Here is a 16557-nt window from a genome sequence, read left to right as displayed (position 1 = left end):
GTGCAGCATGAAATCCATGATCGCGTCATGGCTCCCTGCCCGGTGCCTGCGCGGCGAAACTGCTTCTGCTTCTGCTTCTGCTTCTGCTTCTGCTTCTGCTTCTGCTTGCGTGTGCGTGGTGCGCGCTTACATGCTTACAGCGTGACGCCCAAGCGCGGCAGCAGCCACACCATCAGCGCATAGGCCAGCGCCGTCGCCACGCTGGATGTCAGCAGGGCCAGCCAGAACCCCCAGCCACTGCGCAGCAACCAGGGCAGCAGCACGAACAGCAGCAGCGACGGAATCACCAGCCAGAAGATGCTGCCGGCAGTGGCCGCGATCTTTTCGGTGTCGCCCGTATCCAGGTAGAGCCAGACGAAGGCCAGCAGCGAGGTGAGCGGCAGCGATGCCAGCGCCGCCGCCCAGAAGCTGCTGCGCTTGCCCAGTTCGGCGACGGCAACGATGATGACCGCCGAGAACAGGGCCTTCAGGCTCAGGGACAGGGACAGCATGTCAGGAGCTCCCGGAAGCGGCATCCGGCGAGCTGGCGCGTGGCTGCGCTGTCGCCCCGGCACCAGGGATTTCCGAACCGGAAGCCATGCCGGACGCCGCAGCCGGCGCGGCAGACTCCGCGCTGTCAGCGATGGCCGGCTCCCCGCCCACGGCACTCCAGTCGCCCGCAGCCGTCGCTTCCTGCGCCGTGGTCTGCTTGCGCTGCTGCTCGCGCAGGCCGAAGCGGCGCGTCAGCCACAGCTTGAGGTCGTCCACGTAGGTGAACAGCGCCGGCACCACCAGCAAGCTGAGCAGCGTGGAAGTGAGCAGGCCGCCGATCACGGTGATGGCCATGGGCGAGTTGAAGCTCGGGTCGCCCTTGCTCAGACCCATGGCCAGCGGCATCATGCCGGCGCCCATGGCGATGGTGGTCATCACGATGGGGCGGCTGCGCTTGTGGCAGGCATCGATCAGGGCGTTGGTGCGGCTCTTGCCGTCCTCGCGCGCAAGGATGGCGTAGTCCACCAGCAGGATGGAGTTCTTGGTGACGATGCCCATCAGCATGATCAGGCCGATCATGCTGGGCATGGAAAGCGCCTTGTCGGTGATCAGCAAGGCCACGAAGGCACCGCCGATTGCCATGGGCAGGGCGCCCAGAATGGTGCCCGGCTGCATGAAATCGTGAAACAGCAGCACCAGCACACCGTAGATGCAGAGCACGCCGATCATCATGGCGATGCCGAAGCTGTTGAACAGGTCCTGCATTTCCTGCGCGTCGCCTAGCTCGGCAATGCGCACGCCGGGTGGCAGCTGGCTGAACGCCGGCAGCGCACGCGCTTCCTCGTTCACCTCGCCCAGAGTGCGGCTGCCCAGCTCCACTTCCAGCCGCACGCTGCGGCTGCGGTTGATGCGGCTGATGACGGAGGGGCCGCTTTCCAGGCTCACCGTGGCCACGTTGATCAGCGGGATCATGCCGGCGCGGCTCGGCACCAGCAGCTGCTCGATATCGGCCACGCTGGTGCGGGCATCGTCGGGCAGCTTGACGCGGATCGGCACCTGGCGGTCGGCCAGGTTCATCTTGGGCAATTGCTGGTCGTAGTCGCCGGCGGTGGCCACGCGCACGGTCTGCGCGATGGCAGCGGTGGACACGCCCAGATCGGCCGCACGGGCAAAGTCGGGACGGATGATGAGCTCGGGCTGCACCAGCGCGGCGCTGGAGCTGACCCCGCCCACGCCTTCCAGGGTGCGCAGCTGGCGTTCGGCCTCGCGTGCGGCCTGCGTCAGCACCACCGGGTCGTCACCCAGCAGCACCAGTTCCATCTTGCTGCCCATGTCGCCGCTGCCGACCTGGAAGCGCGCGCCGGGAATCGTCTCCAGCACGGAGCGGATCTGGGTGTCGATATCGGCCAGGCTGGCGGTGCGGTCATCGCGGTGCACCAGATTGAGTGTGAGCACGGCACGATGCACCTCGGCAGCCGCACCGGGCTTGAAGCCGTCGCCGCTGGAGCCGCCACCCACGGACGAGTAGATGCTCACCACATTGGGATTCTGTGCCAGCTTGGTGCGCGCCATTTCGGCCGCATGGCGCGTGTCGTCCAGCGTGCTGCCGGGGGGCAGTTCGATGGTGATCTGCGTCTGGCCGCGGTCGGCCGGTGGCACGAAACCGGTGGGTAGCAGCGGCACCAGCATCAGTGAGCCAACGAAGAAGCCGATGGCGGCAAGGATGGTGGCCAGGCGATGGCGCAGACACCACTGCATCAGCCGCATGTAGAAGCGCATCACCGGGCCGTCATGCGACTGGTCGGGCGGTACGTCCCCATGCTCCTCCACCACGCGCACGCCCTTGTGCGGCTTGAGCAGGTAGGCGGCCATCATCGGCGTCAGCAGGCGCGCCACGGCCAGCGAGGCCAGAATCGCCAGCACCGCCGTCCAGCCGAACTGCTTGAAGAACATGCCCGAAATGCCGCTCATGAAGGCGGTGGGCAGGAACACCGACACCAGCGCGAAGGTGGTGGCAATCACCGCCATGCCGATCTCGTCCGCTGCTTCCAGCGCGGCCTGGAACGGCGTCTTGCCCATGGCGAGATGGCGCGAGATGTTCTCGATCTCGACGATGGCATCGTCCACCAGCACACCCACCACCAGCGCCAGCGCCAGCAGCGTCACGCCGTTGAGCGTGTAGCCGAAGTAGGCCAGCCCCAGATAGGTCGGGATGATGGACAGCGGCAGCGCCGTGGCCGCCACGATGGTGGCGCGCCAGTCGCGCAGGAACAGCCACACCACCAGCACCGCCAGAATGGCGCCTTCGTACAGCAGGTGCATGCTGCCTTCGAAGTTCTCCTGCACCGGCGTGGCGTTGTCGATCACGCGGGTGATGACCACGTCCGGATTCTGCTGCTGCAGCTCCTGCATGGCCTTGCCGATCTCGGTGGACACACCCACCTCGCTGGCGCCCTTGGAACGGAAGATCTCGATCGCCACCACCGGCTTGCCGTTGACCAGCGCCTCGGCGCGCTGCTCGGCCACCGTGTCCTTCACCTCGGCCACATCGCTCAGGCGCGCGGTGCCGCCGCTGGCCAGCGGAATCTGCAGCTGCGCCAGTTCGTCCGCACTGCGGGCAGAAGCCACGGTGCGCACGCTCTGCTCGCCGCCCCCCACTTCGCCGCGGCCGCTGGGCGCATCCTGCTGCACCAGGCCGATCTGGCGCGACACATCGGCCGCTGTCACGCCCAGCGCCTGCATTCGCTCGGGCTGCAGGATCACCTGCACCTCGCGCGTGACGCCGCCCACGCGCTTGACCGCCCCCACGCCCTTGATGTTGAGCAGGCGCTTGTTGACGGTGTTGTCCACATACCAGCTCAGCTGCTGCTGGTCCCAGCCGGTGCCGGGTTTGAGCTGCACCGCATGCACTTCCACCACGCGGCCGGCGGTGGGCAGCTTGCTGATGATGGGTTCGCGCACATCGGCCGGCAGGTCGGAGCGGATCTGCGAGACGGCATCCCGCACCTCGGTCACGGCATCGGTGATGTTCTTCTCGAGCTGGAATTCCACCGTGGTGGTGGCCATGCCATCGAGCACCGTGGTGTACATGTTCTTGATGCCGGAGACGGTGGCCACCGAGTTCTCGACCTTGCGCGCGACCTCCGTCTCGAGCTGGGCCGGCGCGGTGCCGGGCTGCGCCACCGTGACGGTGACGATGGGCAACTGGATGTCCGGAAAATCCTGCACGATGGTGTTCTTGAACGCCAGCAGACCGGCCAGGGTCAGCAGCGCAAACAGCAGGATCGCCGGAATCGGGTTGCGGATGGAATAGGCGGAGACGTTCACGATGGGTCGCCTTGCAGTCAGCGCGGGCTGGTGTTGGCTGCCGGTGCGGCAGAAGCGGGTTCAGCCGCAGCCGTGCCCGTGCCCGTCGTGCCCGGAGCCTGAGCCGCGGATGCCGCTGGCGCTGCTGCCGATGCGGCAGTGACCGGCGCCGCCTGCGTCACGCGCACCAGATCGCCATCGTTGAGGAAGCCGGCACCGGACTGCACCAGCGGCAGTTCGCCATCCACGCCCTCCAGCACCTGCACCAGTTCGCCCTGGCGCGCGCCCAGCGTCACCTTGCGCTGCAGCACCTTGCCCTGGCTGGCCACGGCAAACACGTAGTTGAAGCCGTCGCGCGACACCACTGCGGTCTGCGGCACCAGCCAGCCGTCCACCTCGCCGAGGATGAACTGGCCGCTGGCATACATGCCGGCCTTCAGGCCGCCGTTGTCGGTGCCGCCGGGCAGATCCACATACACCAGCGCCACGCGCTTGGCTGGATCCAGCGTGGGCGCCACGCTGCGCACCGTGCCTTCCACCACGGTGCCGGCGTTGCTCGTCACCTGCACACGCTGGCCGCTGCGGATGCGGGCCAGATCCTGGCCCACCACTTCGGCACGCCATTCCAGACGGCCCTGACGCACCAGACGGAACAGCTCGGTGCCAGCGGGCACCACGGCGCCCACGGTGGCGCTGCGCGAGGAAATCACGCCGCTATCGGGGGCCAGCACACGCGTGAAACCCTGGCGCAAGCGCTGCGAGGAGAGCGCCGCGCGCGCCGCCTGCACGCGCGCAGCGGTGGCTTTCTCGGCGGTGCGGAATTGGTTGATCTGCTGCGTGCTCAGGGCACCGGTACCGGCAATGCTGCGCGCCCGCTCGGCGTTGGAGCGTGCATCGGCGGCCTGGGCTTCGGCTTCGAGCAGGGCGGCACGCGCCTGTAGCACATCGGCATCCACGGTATCGGCGGCAAAGACGGCCAGCACCTGGCCCTTCTTCACCCAGTCGCCCACGTTGGCACGCAACTCGGCCAGACGCAGGCCGTTGCTCTGGGAGCCGACAATGGCCTCCTGCCAGGCGGCGATGTTGCCGCTGGCGCCCAGCGTCAGCGGCACGGTGCCGCGCGTGGCATGTACCACCTGCACGGTGAGGGCCGGCTTGCCGGCGGGCGCCCCGGCTTCGGCGGCGCTGGCGGCCGACTTGCCGTTGGGCACGGCAGCGCGCTGCATCATCCAGTAGCCGCCTCCCAGCACCAGGGCTGCGGTGGCGGCAAGCGCGATCAGGGTAGTACGTTTCATGGCTGGATGGCAGGTTCAGTTGGCGTGGCAGGTGCGCTGGTGCGGACGGCACGCGCCGCCTCGCCACTGCGCACCAGGATCTTGTCGGCTTCGGTCGGGTTGGCGGCAGGCTCCCAGCCCCCGCCGAGTGCGCGGTACAGCGCCACCCAGGCGGCATGCGTCTCGCGCTGCAGCGTGGCCTGCCCCATGCGGGCGGCCAGCAGGCTGCGGCGGGCGTCTTCCAGCTCCAGCATGCTGCCCATGCCGGCCTTGTACTTGGCATTGGCGGCGATAAAGGCCTTGTTGAAGCCGGCCACGGCAGCGGCGGTCTGGCTGCTGCGGCGCTGCGCGGCATGCAGGTCGGACAGCGCCGTCTCCACCTCGCGCACCGCATTGCGCACCGTGGCGCGATATTGGCTGGCTGCGGCTTCGTATTGCGCCTTGGCGGCTTCCAGATTGGCGCGGCGGCGGCCGCCATCGAACAGGGGCACGGTCAGCGACAGCGGGCCGATGTTCCAGGTGGTGCTTGTCAGGTCGAACTGCGGGGCATCCAGCCGGGTGCGGAAGATGTTGCCGCTCAGGCCCAGGCGCGGATAGCGCTGGGCGTCGGCCTGGCCTACATCGCCGCTGGCACCGGCCACGGCCATGGCGGCAGCGTACACATCGGGGCGCTGCGCCAGCATGGCAGCCGGCACGCTCTCCAGTGACAGGCCCGGCGCCTTGCCGGTGCTGCGCGCCGCCAGACGCTGGCGCAGGGCGTCTTCATCCAGTGCCGTCAACGCCACCAGCGCCTTCACGGCCGCATTGCATTGCGCCTCGATCTGCGTGCGCTGGGCCTGCGACTGGGCGGCGCCCGCCTGTGCCAGCGCATGCGTGGCCGGCGCGGTGAAACCGGCCTTGCTCATCTGGCCCGTCAGGCGCGCGGTTTCTTCGCGCGAAGTGGCATCGGCACCGGCAATGTCCAGCGAGGAACGGCAGCTGCGCAGCCCGAAATACTGGTTGGCCACATCCGCCGCCAGCGACACACGCGCCTCATGCCATTGCGCCTGTGCGCCCTGCAGCCGTGCCTGTGCGGCACGCTTGCCATGGCGCAGACCGCCGAACAGGTCCAGCTCCCACTGCGCCTGCACGCCGGCTTGTCCGGTCGTCACCACGGTGCCGACCAGGCCCGCCTGCGTCGATACGCCGCGCTGCACGCCGGCCTGCGCATCGAGATTGGGCAGCATGGCAGCCTCGGCGCCCACGGCACCGGCACGGGCCTGGGCGATGCGGGCGGCAGCACCGGCCAGCGTCGGGCTGGCCTGCTGTGCGGCATCGATCAGGTCCACCAGCAGCGGATCGTCCCAGCGCTGCCACCAGTCCAGCAGCTGCGGCACGCTGCCGCCGTGGGGCAGCACGGCCACGCCGGCCACCTGGGGCGCGCGCCATTGGGCCGGCGCAGTCGCCTCGGCCTGTTCCGGGGGCGCCGTGGCGCAACCGGCCAGCACGGCAGCGACGGACAGGGCCGCCAGGGTTCGGATATACAAGGGCTTCATGGATCAACTCCGGAAACGGGAGACGGCAGGCCGCGCTGGCGCGCCTCGTCATGGATCAGGGCCAGGGCATAGCGCACCAGATGCGCCACGGCGCGCCCGACCGGGCTGGGCCCCTGCTGCAGGGCGGGGCTGATGATCTGCACCATGTCGGGCGTGGCCATCAGGTGGATCGGCATGCCGCACATGGCCAGCACCAGGCGCTGGATGCCTTCGTCGTGCTGCGCCAGCCCCAGATGGCGGCACACCAGTCCCCACAGGGCGTGGTAGATGGGGCGCAGACTGTGTTCGATTTCGTGCTGCCACAGGCCGGTGGGATCCAGCATCTCGCGCATGTGCAGGCGCATGCAGTGGCGCATGGATTCGCTCTGCTCGAGCGGCGCCAGCATGCCGCTGTAGAAGCGGTGCAGCGCCTGCTCCAGGCTCAGGCCGGGATCGTTCCAGCCGTCGATCTGTTCCTGCACGTTGCTGCTGGACATCGGCTCCAGAAAGGCGCAGCGGTACAGACCCTGCTTGTCGCCGAAGTAGTAGCTGATGGCCGAGATGTTGGCGCCCGCTGCCTGGGCAATGGCGCGGGTGGAGGTGCGGGCAAAGCCCTGCTCGGAAAACAGCCGCAGCGCCTCGCCCAGCAGGCGCTCGCGCGCGAGCTGGCCGTCGCTGCGCGCCGGGCGCGCCGGCTCGTCGGCTGGCAAGGGGGAATTCAGGGCGACCATGACGCCGGATTACAGCACGAAATCAATCGTTTGATTGAAATCCCTGCAATCCGCTCGGATTAGGTCACGCGCCTGTCACCAGGGTGCGCCAAACACCTCGCGCCACAGCGCGCGACCGGCATCCCCCTGCGACTGCAGCATGTCCTCGGGGAAGGCGGTGGATTCCTCGTCCAGCCGCGCCCGGTGCTGCATGCGGCGCATCTCGCGGTAGGCGGTGGCGGCGGCGTGGCCGACCTGGCCGGGCAGGATGCCCAGGTCATCCGCCCGCTCCAGCAGCGCGATATTGCCGCGGTTCTCGATCATGGCCGCATGCTGGCGGCTGTGCAGCAGCACCAGATACTGGGTGACGAATTCGATGTCGATCATGCCGCCATGGCTGTGCTTGAGCTCGAACACGTCGGCCTGTTGCGGGTGCGCCTGCCCCATGCGGCGGCGCATGGCGACGATTTCCTCCGCCAGCGCGGCCGGATCACGCTCGGCCGTGAGCACGGCACTGCGGATGCGCTCAAAATGCGCGCGCAGGCGGGCACTGCCAAAGCAGCAGCGGGCGCGCGTCATGGCCTGGTGCTCCCACACCCAGGCGGTGTTGCTGCCGCGCTGCAGCTGGTAGGCCTCGAAGGCGTCCAGCGTGATGCTGAGCAGGCCCGAGTTGCCGTTGGGGCGCAGCTCGGTGTCGATTTCGTACAGATCGCCTTCGCCGGTCTTGACGGTGAGCCAGGAGATCAGCTTGCGCACCAGCCCCGCGTACACCTCGCCAGCACGGTCGCAGTCGTCTTCGTAGACAAACACCACGTCCAGATCGCTGCCGTAGCCCAGCTCCAGCCCGCCCAGCTTGCCGTAGGCGATGATGGCGAAGCGGTCGGCAATGTCGGCGTCGTCCGGGCCGCACCAGCCGAGCTTGCGGGCGCGCGGCAGGTAGCGCTGCCAGCACCAGCGGGTTGCAATGTCGAGCACGGCATCGGCCAGCGCGCTGAGGTCATCGGCCACCTGTTCCACCGTCAGGCGGCCGTCCAGGTCGCGTGCCAGCGTGCGGAAGGTTTCGGCGTGCATGGCGCGGCGCAGCAGGTTGAGCAGCGATTCCTCGTCATCCTCGCCGGTGGACTGCAGCGATTCGATGCGGCGGCGCAGTTCGTCCTGAAAATCGGCGGCGCTGAAGCGCTCTTCCAGCATGGCATTGCTGGTGAGTTCGTCGATCACCGCCGGGTGCTGGATCAGGTAGCGCGCCGGCCATTTGGCCACGCCGAGCAGGCGCAGCAGACGCTCGTGCACGGCCGGACGCTCCAGCAGCATGGCCAGATAGCTCTCGCGGCGCAGCAGCGTCTCGATCCAGTCGATGAAGCGCAGCACGCCGTCGGTGGTCACGCCCTGCTGCGGGCCGTCTTCGTGCAGCCACTGCACGGTGCGCTGCATCAGCCGCATCAGGCGGGCGCGCGTTTCCAGCCGCAAGGCCTGCACGCGGGCATGGTCGCGCCACTGCTCCACGCGCTGCGCCAGCGCCGGCGTGGCGGCCAGCAGTGCGGTCAGTTCGCCAATGTCATCGGCCGAACGGGCAATGTCGCCACCGCCCTTCTTCTGGCAGCCCTTGCATTCGTTGTCGCCGCCCAGTAGCGCATCGAATTCGCGTGCCACCAGTTCGCGGTGGCGCATCAGGTCCTGCAGGAAGGGGCAGGCATTTTCGTAGCCCATGGTGTGGGCGATCCACTCCATATCGTCCTCATTGGTGGGCAGCAGGTGCGTCTGCTGGTCGTCCAGATACTGGATGCGGTGTTCGACGCGGCGCAGGAAGGTGTAGGCCTCGGCCAGTTCGTCGGCAATCTCGGGCGTCATCAGGCCGGCACGGGCCACGCGCTCCAGCGCCTCCAGCGTGGGGCGCGTGCGCAACTCGGGAAACTGGCCACCGCGCACCACCTGCAGCAGCTGCACGGTGAATTCGATCTCGCGGATGCCACCACGCGAGAGCTTCACATCATTGGCGCGCTCGGGCCGGCCGGCACTGCGCTTGGCCGCATGGTCGCGGATCTGGCGGTGCAGCACGCGCAGCGATTCGAACACGTTGTAGTCAAGGTAGCGGCGGAACACGAAGGGCAGCACCACGTTGCGCAGCGCCTGGCCGGAACCATCCTCGATGCTGGAGCGCGGCGCCACGCAGCGGCTTTTCATCCAGGCAAAGCGCTCCCATTCGCGGCCCTGCACCATCAGGTACTCTTCCAGCGCGTCCAGCGAGGACACGGTGGGGCCGGAGTTGCCGTTGGGCCGCAGCGCCAGGTCGACACGGAACACAAAACCGTGCTCGGTGGTTTCGCCCACCAGCGCATAGATGATCTTGACCGCGCGGGTGAAGTATTCGTGGAAGCTGGTCCTGCCGGCGCCGCTGGGCTGGCCGTCCGGGCCGGGTCGGCCGCCGGTTTCGCCATCGCATTCGTAGATGTAGATCAGGTCGATGTCGCTGGAGACGTTGAGCTCGCGCGCACCCAGCTTGCCCATGCCCATGATCCACAGATTGCAGCGCGTGCCATCGGGCTTGAGCGGGGCACCGAAGCGGGCATCGAGCTGCCCGAAGGCCTCGTTGCAGGCGATGTCGAGCGCCATTTCGGCCAGCCAGGTCACGCTGAGCGCGATGTCGGGCATGGTCTCACCGCCATCGCAGTCGAGCACGGCCAGGCGCTCCATCACCAGCTGGCGCAGCACGCGCAGCGCGCCGCCCACGTCCAGCCCGCGTTCACGCAGGGTCTGGTAGCAGGCGCGCATGGCCTCGCGGTCGGGCAGGCCCGGCGCCAGCAGCGGCAACTCCTTCTCGTAGCGGCGATGCAGCCGCTGCACAAAGCGGGAATGCAGCGCACGCCTGGCGGTAACAGGGTGCACCACGTCTGGACTGCCTGCAGCAGCCGGTGATAATGTGTCTTGCGGCGTGTGCAGGGGGTTGCTCTGGTTGTTCATGCCCGTTTTCTTCTCGTTGCGGAGCCCATGCAGGAAGTCGCCTCGCCCTCCAGTCCTCCCAAGCGCCGCCGGTTTGCCTGGCTCCGGCGCGTTTTGCGCTGGCTGTGGCTCACGGTGGCCTTGCTGCTGGGGTTGTTCGGGCTGCTTGCACTGGTGCTGCAATTCGCCATTTTGCCGCACATCGACAGTTTCCGCCCGCAGCTTGAACAAGCCGCCAGCCGCGCGCTGGGCAAGCCGGTGCACATCGGTCGCATCGTGCTGCTGGAGCAGGGCTGGGAGCCCACCATCGCCATGGAGCAGCTGGTGGTGGAGGATGGCACCGGCCGCCACGGCCTGCGTGTGCAGAGCGTGCAGGCGGTGGTGTCGCTGCAGGCGGCGCTGCTGCGTTCGGGCTTCGAGCGGCTCTCGGTCTTCACGCCCGAACTGGAGGCGCGGCGCAATCCCGACGGCACCGTGGAAGTGGCCGGTGTCAAGCTGGCGCAGGGCAAGGGCGGCGATTCCGGCCCGGCCCTGAACTGGCTGCTGTCGCAACCCGAACTGGCCATCCACAACGGCAGCATCCGCTGGACCGACGACCAGCGCCAGCAAGCGCCGCTGCTGCTGTCCAAGGTCGAGGCCAGCCTGACCAACAGCGGCACCTCGCACGCACTGCAGCTCAACGCCACCCCGCCGCAGGGCTGGGGCCAGCCCATCCTGTTCGTGAGCGAATGGTCGCACCCGATGTTTGGCGACCGCACCCTGTGGCGCAACTGGAATGGCGTGGCCTACGCCGACATGCCCGAGCTGGACGTGTCGCAGCTGCGCCGCTACATGGAGATCGGCCACAACGTGGATCTGCGCAAGGGCCATGGCCGCCTGCGCGTCTGGGCCGATTTCAAGGAAATGCGCAGCAGCACCGCCACCATCGACGCCCAGCTCGATGAGGTGGACATGACACTGGGCCAGGGCCTGCCGCCGCTGGCGCTCAAGAACATCAAGAGCATGTTCAGCGTGCAGTTCGCCTCGGATGCACAACCCTCCGAAGAGAAGAACCCGCCCCAGACACCGGCCAATTCCACCTACACCTTCAACACGCAGGAGCTGAGCTTCACCACCCTGAGCAACCGCCAGTGGTCCGGCGGCAACGTGCGGGTGGAAATGAACAACGGCACGCAGCGCGCCGACAGCAGCGGCCGCGTGGAAGGCGACAACTGGGATCTGGGCATCATCTTCGAGCTGGCCGGCAGCCTGCCGCTGGGCGAGGCCATGCTGGAAGCGCTGGAAACCTACCAGCCCGGCGGCCATCTGGACGACATTGCCGTGACCTGGCAGGGCAACATCAACCAGCCCACCGCCTACACGGCCAAGGGCTCGGCCAAGCAGATCGGCTGGCTCTCGCGCCAGGGGCCGTACAACCGCAAGAAGGGCCGCTTCGAGCCCGGCGTGCCAGGGGTGGAAGGCGCAGCGGTGGCTTTCGACCTGACCGAACGCGGCGGCACCATGGACATCGCCATGCGCAAGGGCAATGTGGTGCTGCCGGGCGTGTTCGAGGAGCCGCGCATTCCCTTCGACCGCTTCGATGCCAAAGTGCTGTGGGAGATCGACGGCGACCACATCCGCGCACACCTGCCGGAGGTGCGCTTTGCCAACGCCGATGCCCGCGGTTCGCTCAAGGCCGAGTGGCGCACGCGCGAGCTGGCAGGAGACGAGCCGGCGGCCAACCGCTTCCCCGGCCTGCTCGACCTGAGCGCCACCATGGAAAGTGCCCGCGCCGAGCGCGTCTACCGCTACCTGCCGCTGTCGCTGGGCGAACATGCACGCGAGTACGTGCAACTGGCCGTGCGCGACGGCGACATCCGCAATGCAAAGATCCTGATCAAGGGCGATCTCGACCACATCCCCAACCAGCATGACGCGGATGGCAAGCCGGTGCCCAGCGTGTTCCGCTTCGAGGTGCCGCTGGTCAACGCCAACTACCAGTTCCTGCCGCCCAAGCTGCAGAAGCCGGGTGAATTGCCCTGGCCCGCGCTCACGCACCTCAACGGCAAGCTCATCATCGACCACAACCGGCTGGAGATTGTCGATGCCAAGGCGCGCTTCAGCACCGCCCCGGATCTGGTAGTGCACGAGCTGGGTGCCACCGTGCCCGATCTGGCGCACAACCTGACGGTGGGCGTGGCGGCGCGCGCCAGCGGCCCGCTGTCGCAGGCGCTGCATCTGGCCAATACCTCGCCGCTCACCGTCATCGCCAACCATGCGCTGGAAAAGGCCACCGCCACCGGCAACACGGATCTGACCATTGCGCTGGGTCTGCCGATCAACAACATGGACCACGCCAAGGTGGAAGGCCAGGTGGTGCTCAAGGGCAATGACCTGCGCATCACCCCCGAAACCCCGCTGCTGGCGGGCAGCACCGGCGCCGTGGCCTTTACCGAGAAAGGCTTCGAGTTGCGCCAGGTGCGCACACGCATGCTGGGTGGCAGCGCGGTGCTGGCGGGCGGCCTCAAGTCGGCCACGCGCCCCGGCGAGAAGCGCCAGATCGTGTTCAACGCCGAAGGCGACTTCAGCGCCGAAGGCCTGCGCCAGGAGCGCATGGTGAGTTTTGTGGCGCCGCTGGCCGGCTACATGCAGGGCCGCAGCCGCTACAAGGCCAGGCTGCAATTCGACCGTGGCGCGCCCGAGCTCACCATCGATACCGACCTGAACGGCATGGCCCTGAACCTGCCGGCGCCGCTGTCCAAGCCGGCCGCGGGCAGCCTGCCGCTGCATATCGAGAACACGGTGGTGAGCAACTACACCGACCGCAACGGCAAGCTGATGCCGGCCGAAGACCGGCTGCTGGTCCGTGCCGGCCAGCAGGTGTCGGTGCACTATGTGCGCGACGTGCGCGGGGCCGAACCGCGCGTGCTGCGCGGCAGTATCGCCATCGGCGAACGCGCCCACGAGAATCTGCCCCCGCTGCCGGACAGCGACGTGCATGCGCTGGTGCTGCTGGATGCCGTGGACGTGGACGCCTGGCAGCAGGTGCTGCAGCGCATCTCCTCCGCGCCCTCGGTAGCCGGCAGCAGCCAGGGCAGTGGCAGCGGCGATGACCTGAGCTACCTGCCCAGCGTGCTCGCCATCCAGACCACCTCGCTCAAGATCGCCGGCCGCAATCTGGAGAACCTGGTGATCGGTGGCTCGCGCGAGGGCCGCCTGTGGCGCTTCACGCTCGATTCGCGCCAGATCAACGGTTATGTCGAATACCTGCAGCCACGCGGCAACAGCATGGGCAGCGTCAAGGCGCGGCTGGCACGCCTGATCATCGAGCCGGCGCAAGTGGAAGACGTGAAGGAAATCGTGCGCAAGACCGAGGATCCGGAACGCCTGCCCGCGCTGGACATCGAGGCCACCAATGTGGACGTGCTGGGCTACAAGCTCGACAAGCTGGTGCTGCTGGCCAGCAACTCGGCCACGCCCATGACGGCCGACGCGCCACTGGTGGACGACCCGGAAGATGCCAGCACCGGCTGGCGCATCCACCAGCTCACAGCCACCGTGCCCAACACCGTGCTGCACGGCAGCGGCGTGTGGGGCCAGCCGCGCAACGCGCGCCTGCCGGACGGCACGCCCGCGCGCCGCTTCGTGGCCCTGAACGTGCGGCTGGAAACCACCAATCTCGGCAACATGATGGACCACTTCGGCGCCACGGATCTGGTGGCCGGCGGTGCGGGTGTGCTGGCAGGCACCATCCGCTGGCGCGGCTCTCCCATCTCGATCGACATGGCAACGCTCGATGGCACCGTGCGCATGGACGTGCGCAACGGCCGCGTGACGAAAATCGACCCCGGCGCGGCGCGGCTGATCAACCTGTTCAGCCTGCAGGCGCTGTCCAGGCTGGGGGCCAACCCCGGCCGCGGCTTTGGCTTCGACCGCGTGGGCGGCACGCTGCGCATCAACAACGGCATCGTGCAGACGGACGACACCGAGGTCATCGGCACCACTATGGCCGACGTGAAGGTCAACGGACAGGCCTCGTTGCTGGACCAGACGCTGGATCTGGATGTGCTGGTGCAGCCCAAGATCGACCTGGGCAGTACGGCTCTGATCGCTGCCGCCGTGAATCCGGCGATCGGTCTGGGCACCTATTTTGCGCAGCTGCTGCTGAGCGAATCCATCAACGCCGCGGCCACGCAGGTGCTGCATATCAGCGGACCGTGGAACAAGCCGCAGGTGGATACGCTCAAGGGCGAAGTGGCCAGCGAGACGGCCCGACGCATTCTGGTAAGCCACGCCACCCCCGGCCCGGTCGACCCGCTGTGGGATTGGTGGCCGGTGACCGGCAGCAGCCTGATGTGGGACTGGTGGCCGGTGACCGGACAGGGCAGCAACTACTTCGGCGCCTACTCGGTGCCGCCCACCGTGCCCTTGCGGGCGCTGCCGGCGGATGCGCCGGAGGCGGCTGCTGCTGCTTCCGAACCTGCGGCTGCAGGTGCCGAGCCAATGGCGCCCGCCGCCACGCCTTCGGTACCCCTCGCCCCGGAAGCCCCGGGCACGCCAGCACCCGAAACGGGCATCCTGCCGGCCACGCGGCCCTCGGCGCCTGTCTCCGAAGCGGAACTGGTGCACTGAATCAGGCTGGCTACGGCGCTCTAACGGCCCGGCTACAGGCAGCCTTCTGCCACTTCACCAGCCTGTCGCAGCGGCAGCGGCAGCGGCAGTCGGCAGTTCAGAAAATCTTGCCGGGGTTCAGGATATTGTGCGGATCCAGCGCCTGCTTGATGGCGCGCATCATGGCAATCGCGCCCTCACCCGCCTCGTGGCGCAAGAACCCCATCTTGTGCAGCCCGATGCCATGCTCGCCGGTGCAGGTGCCGCCCATCTCGATGGCGCGGCTCACCAGCGCGTGGTTGAGCTGTTCGGCACGCGCGCACTCGTCGGCATCTTCGGGGTCGACCAGATAGCCGAAGTGGAAGTTGCCATCGCCCACGTGGCCGACCAGGAAGAACGGAATGCCCGAGGCTACGGTCTCTTCGGCCGAAACCAGTAGGCAGTCAGCCAGGCGGCTGATGGGCACGCAGGTGTCGGTGCTGATGGCGCGGCAGCCGGGGCGGGAGGCCAGCGCGGCAAACAGCGCGTTGTGCCGCGCCGTCCACAAACGGGTGCGCTCCTCGGGCGTGACCGCCCACTGAAAGTCGGCGCCGCCGTTGTCGCTGGCAATCTCCTGCACGGTGGCGGCCTGCTCCTCCACGCCTGCGGGCGAACCGTGGAATTCCATCAGCAGCATGGGCGACTCGGGTAGATCCATCTTGCTGTAGGCGTTGACCATGCGCACCGAGTTGGCGTCGATCAGCTCGCAACGCGCGATCGGCACGCCGAGCTGGATGATCTGGATCACCGTCTGCACCGCCTCGGCAATGCCGGGGAACATGCAGGTGGCCGCCGACACCGCTTCGGGCAGCGGGTGCACGCGCAGGGTGATTTCGGTCATCACACCCAGCGTGCCTTCGCTGCCCACCATCAGGCGCGTCAGGTCGTAGCCGGCGCTGCTCTTGCGGGCGCGCGTGCCGGTGTGGATCACCTCGCCCGCACTGGTCACGACTTCGAGCGCCAGCACGTTTTCGCGCATGGTGCCGTAGCGCACGGCGTTGGTGCCGCTGGCGCGCGTGGCGCACATGCCGCCAATGCTGGCATCCGCACCGGGGTCGATGGGGAAGAACAGGCCATCGTGGCGCAGCGCCTCGTTGAGCTGCTTGCGCGTCACGCCGGGCTGCACCGTCACGGTCAGGTCCTCGGCGTTGATGGCCACGATCTGGTTCATGCGGTTCAGATCCAGGCTGATGCCACCCTGCACGGCCAGCAAATGGCCTTCCAGCGAGGAGCCGGCGCCGAAGGGAATCACCGGCACACGGTACTGTGTAGCCAGTTGCAGCAGATCGGCCACATCCTCGGTGCTTTCGGCAAACACCACGGCATCCGGCGGCGGCACGTTATAGACGGACTCATCGCGGCCGTGCTGCTCGCGCAACGCCAGCGAGGTCGCCAGCTGGGCGCCAAAGCGCTGCTGCAGCGCCTGCAACAGCGTAGCCGGCAGCGGGCGCGGCTGCAGATGGGCACTCAGATCGTGGGCATGGGGCCGGGTGGCGGCTTCGGCGCTGGCAGACATGGAAACTCCGTGATGCGGGGAAAACGCCATTGTGGCATTGCGGGGCGGATCGTGCAGAGCGCGCGGGGCGGTTCCTGTGCACGTCTGGCGTTGCATCCATCAACAGCGACACATTTGCATACCACTCAGCCCACAGGGTCACATCGCCTTTAGGCAAAATGTTCGCAGGGAATCACACCAGCTGCCTGCGCCCTGCACGG

At 68.0% G+C, this 16557-nt stretch carries 8 protein-coding genes; 1 reads left to right on the top strand and 7 read right to left on the bottom strand.

Annotated elements, in window-relative coordinates:
* Positions 1–134 precede the first annotated feature (134 nt).
* From BMW28_RS08915 to glnE, 6 genes are all read right to left on the bottom strand, one after another.
* Positions 135–491 carry a DUF3147 family protein gene (locus tag BMW28_RS08915; protein WP_091816816.1) on the bottom strand — a complete coding sequence of 119 codons (357 nt, stop codon included), beginning with the start codon at positions 489–491 and terminating at the stop codon, positions 135–137.
* 1 nt (position 492) lies between these two features.
* On the bottom strand, positions 493–3798 hold the full coding sequence (locus tag BMW28_RS08910; protein ID WP_091816813.1) for an efflux RND transporter permease subunit: 3306 nt from the start codon (positions 3796–3798) through the stop codon (positions 493–495).
* A 17-nt stretch (positions 3799–3815) separates the two neighbouring features.
* Complete coding sequence (locus BMW28_RS08905; RefSeq protein ID WP_091816811.1) at positions 3816–5072, bottom strand: efflux RND transporter periplasmic adaptor subunit; 1257 nt, start codon at positions 5070–5072, stop codon at positions 3816–3818.
* Positions 5069–6586, bottom strand: coding sequence for an efflux transporter outer membrane subunit (locus BMW28_RS08900; RefSeq protein WP_234970096.1), 1518 nt, complete (start codon positions 6584–6586; stop codon positions 5069–5071). The genes BMW28_RS08905 and BMW28_RS08900 overlap by 4 nt, the downstream gene beginning before the upstream one ends.
* A complete protein-coding gene (locus tag BMW28_RS08895; protein WP_091816809.1) occupies positions 6583–7296 on the bottom strand; it encodes a CerR family C-terminal domain-containing protein in 714 nt (237 codons plus the stop codon). Before BMW28_RS08895 ends, BMW28_RS08900 begins: the two co-directional genes overlap by 4 nt.
* Positions 7297–7371: 75 nt before the next feature.
* Positions 7372–10233, bottom strand: coding sequence for a bifunctional [glutamate--ammonia ligase]-adenylyl-L-tyrosine phosphorylase/[glutamate--ammonia-ligase] adenylyltransferase (gene glnE, locus BMW28_RS08890; RefSeq protein ID WP_091816806.1), 2862 nt, complete (start codon positions 10231–10233; stop codon positions 7372–7374).
* A gap of 27 nt (positions 10234–10260) precedes the next feature.
* Here glnE and BMW28_RS08885 point away from each other — a divergent pair, with 27 nt between their 5' ends.
* A complete protein-coding gene (locus tag BMW28_RS08885) occupies positions 10261–14823 on the top strand; it encodes a YhdP family protein (protein ID WP_091816803.1) in 4563 nt (1520 codons plus the stop codon).
* A 97-nt stretch (positions 14824–14920) separates the two neighbouring features.
* Here the strand turns inward: BMW28_RS08885 and BMW28_RS08880 are convergent, their stop codons facing one another.
* Entirely contained in the window at positions 14921–16357 is a 1437-nt protein-coding gene (locus BMW28_RS08880) for an FAD-binding oxidoreductase (protein ID WP_091816800.1), read from the bottom strand.
* Between the last annotated feature and the right edge of the window lie 200 nt (positions 16358–16557).

Source organism: Allobrachymonas denitrificans DSM 15123, from assembly GCF_900110225.1.
Lineage (GTDB): Bacteria > Pseudomonadota > Gammaproteobacteria > Burkholderiales > Burkholderiaceae_C > Brachymonas > Brachymonas denitrificans.
Note: the sequence above shows the minus strand (reverse complement) of the source record. Positions and strands in the feature narration are given on the sequence as shown.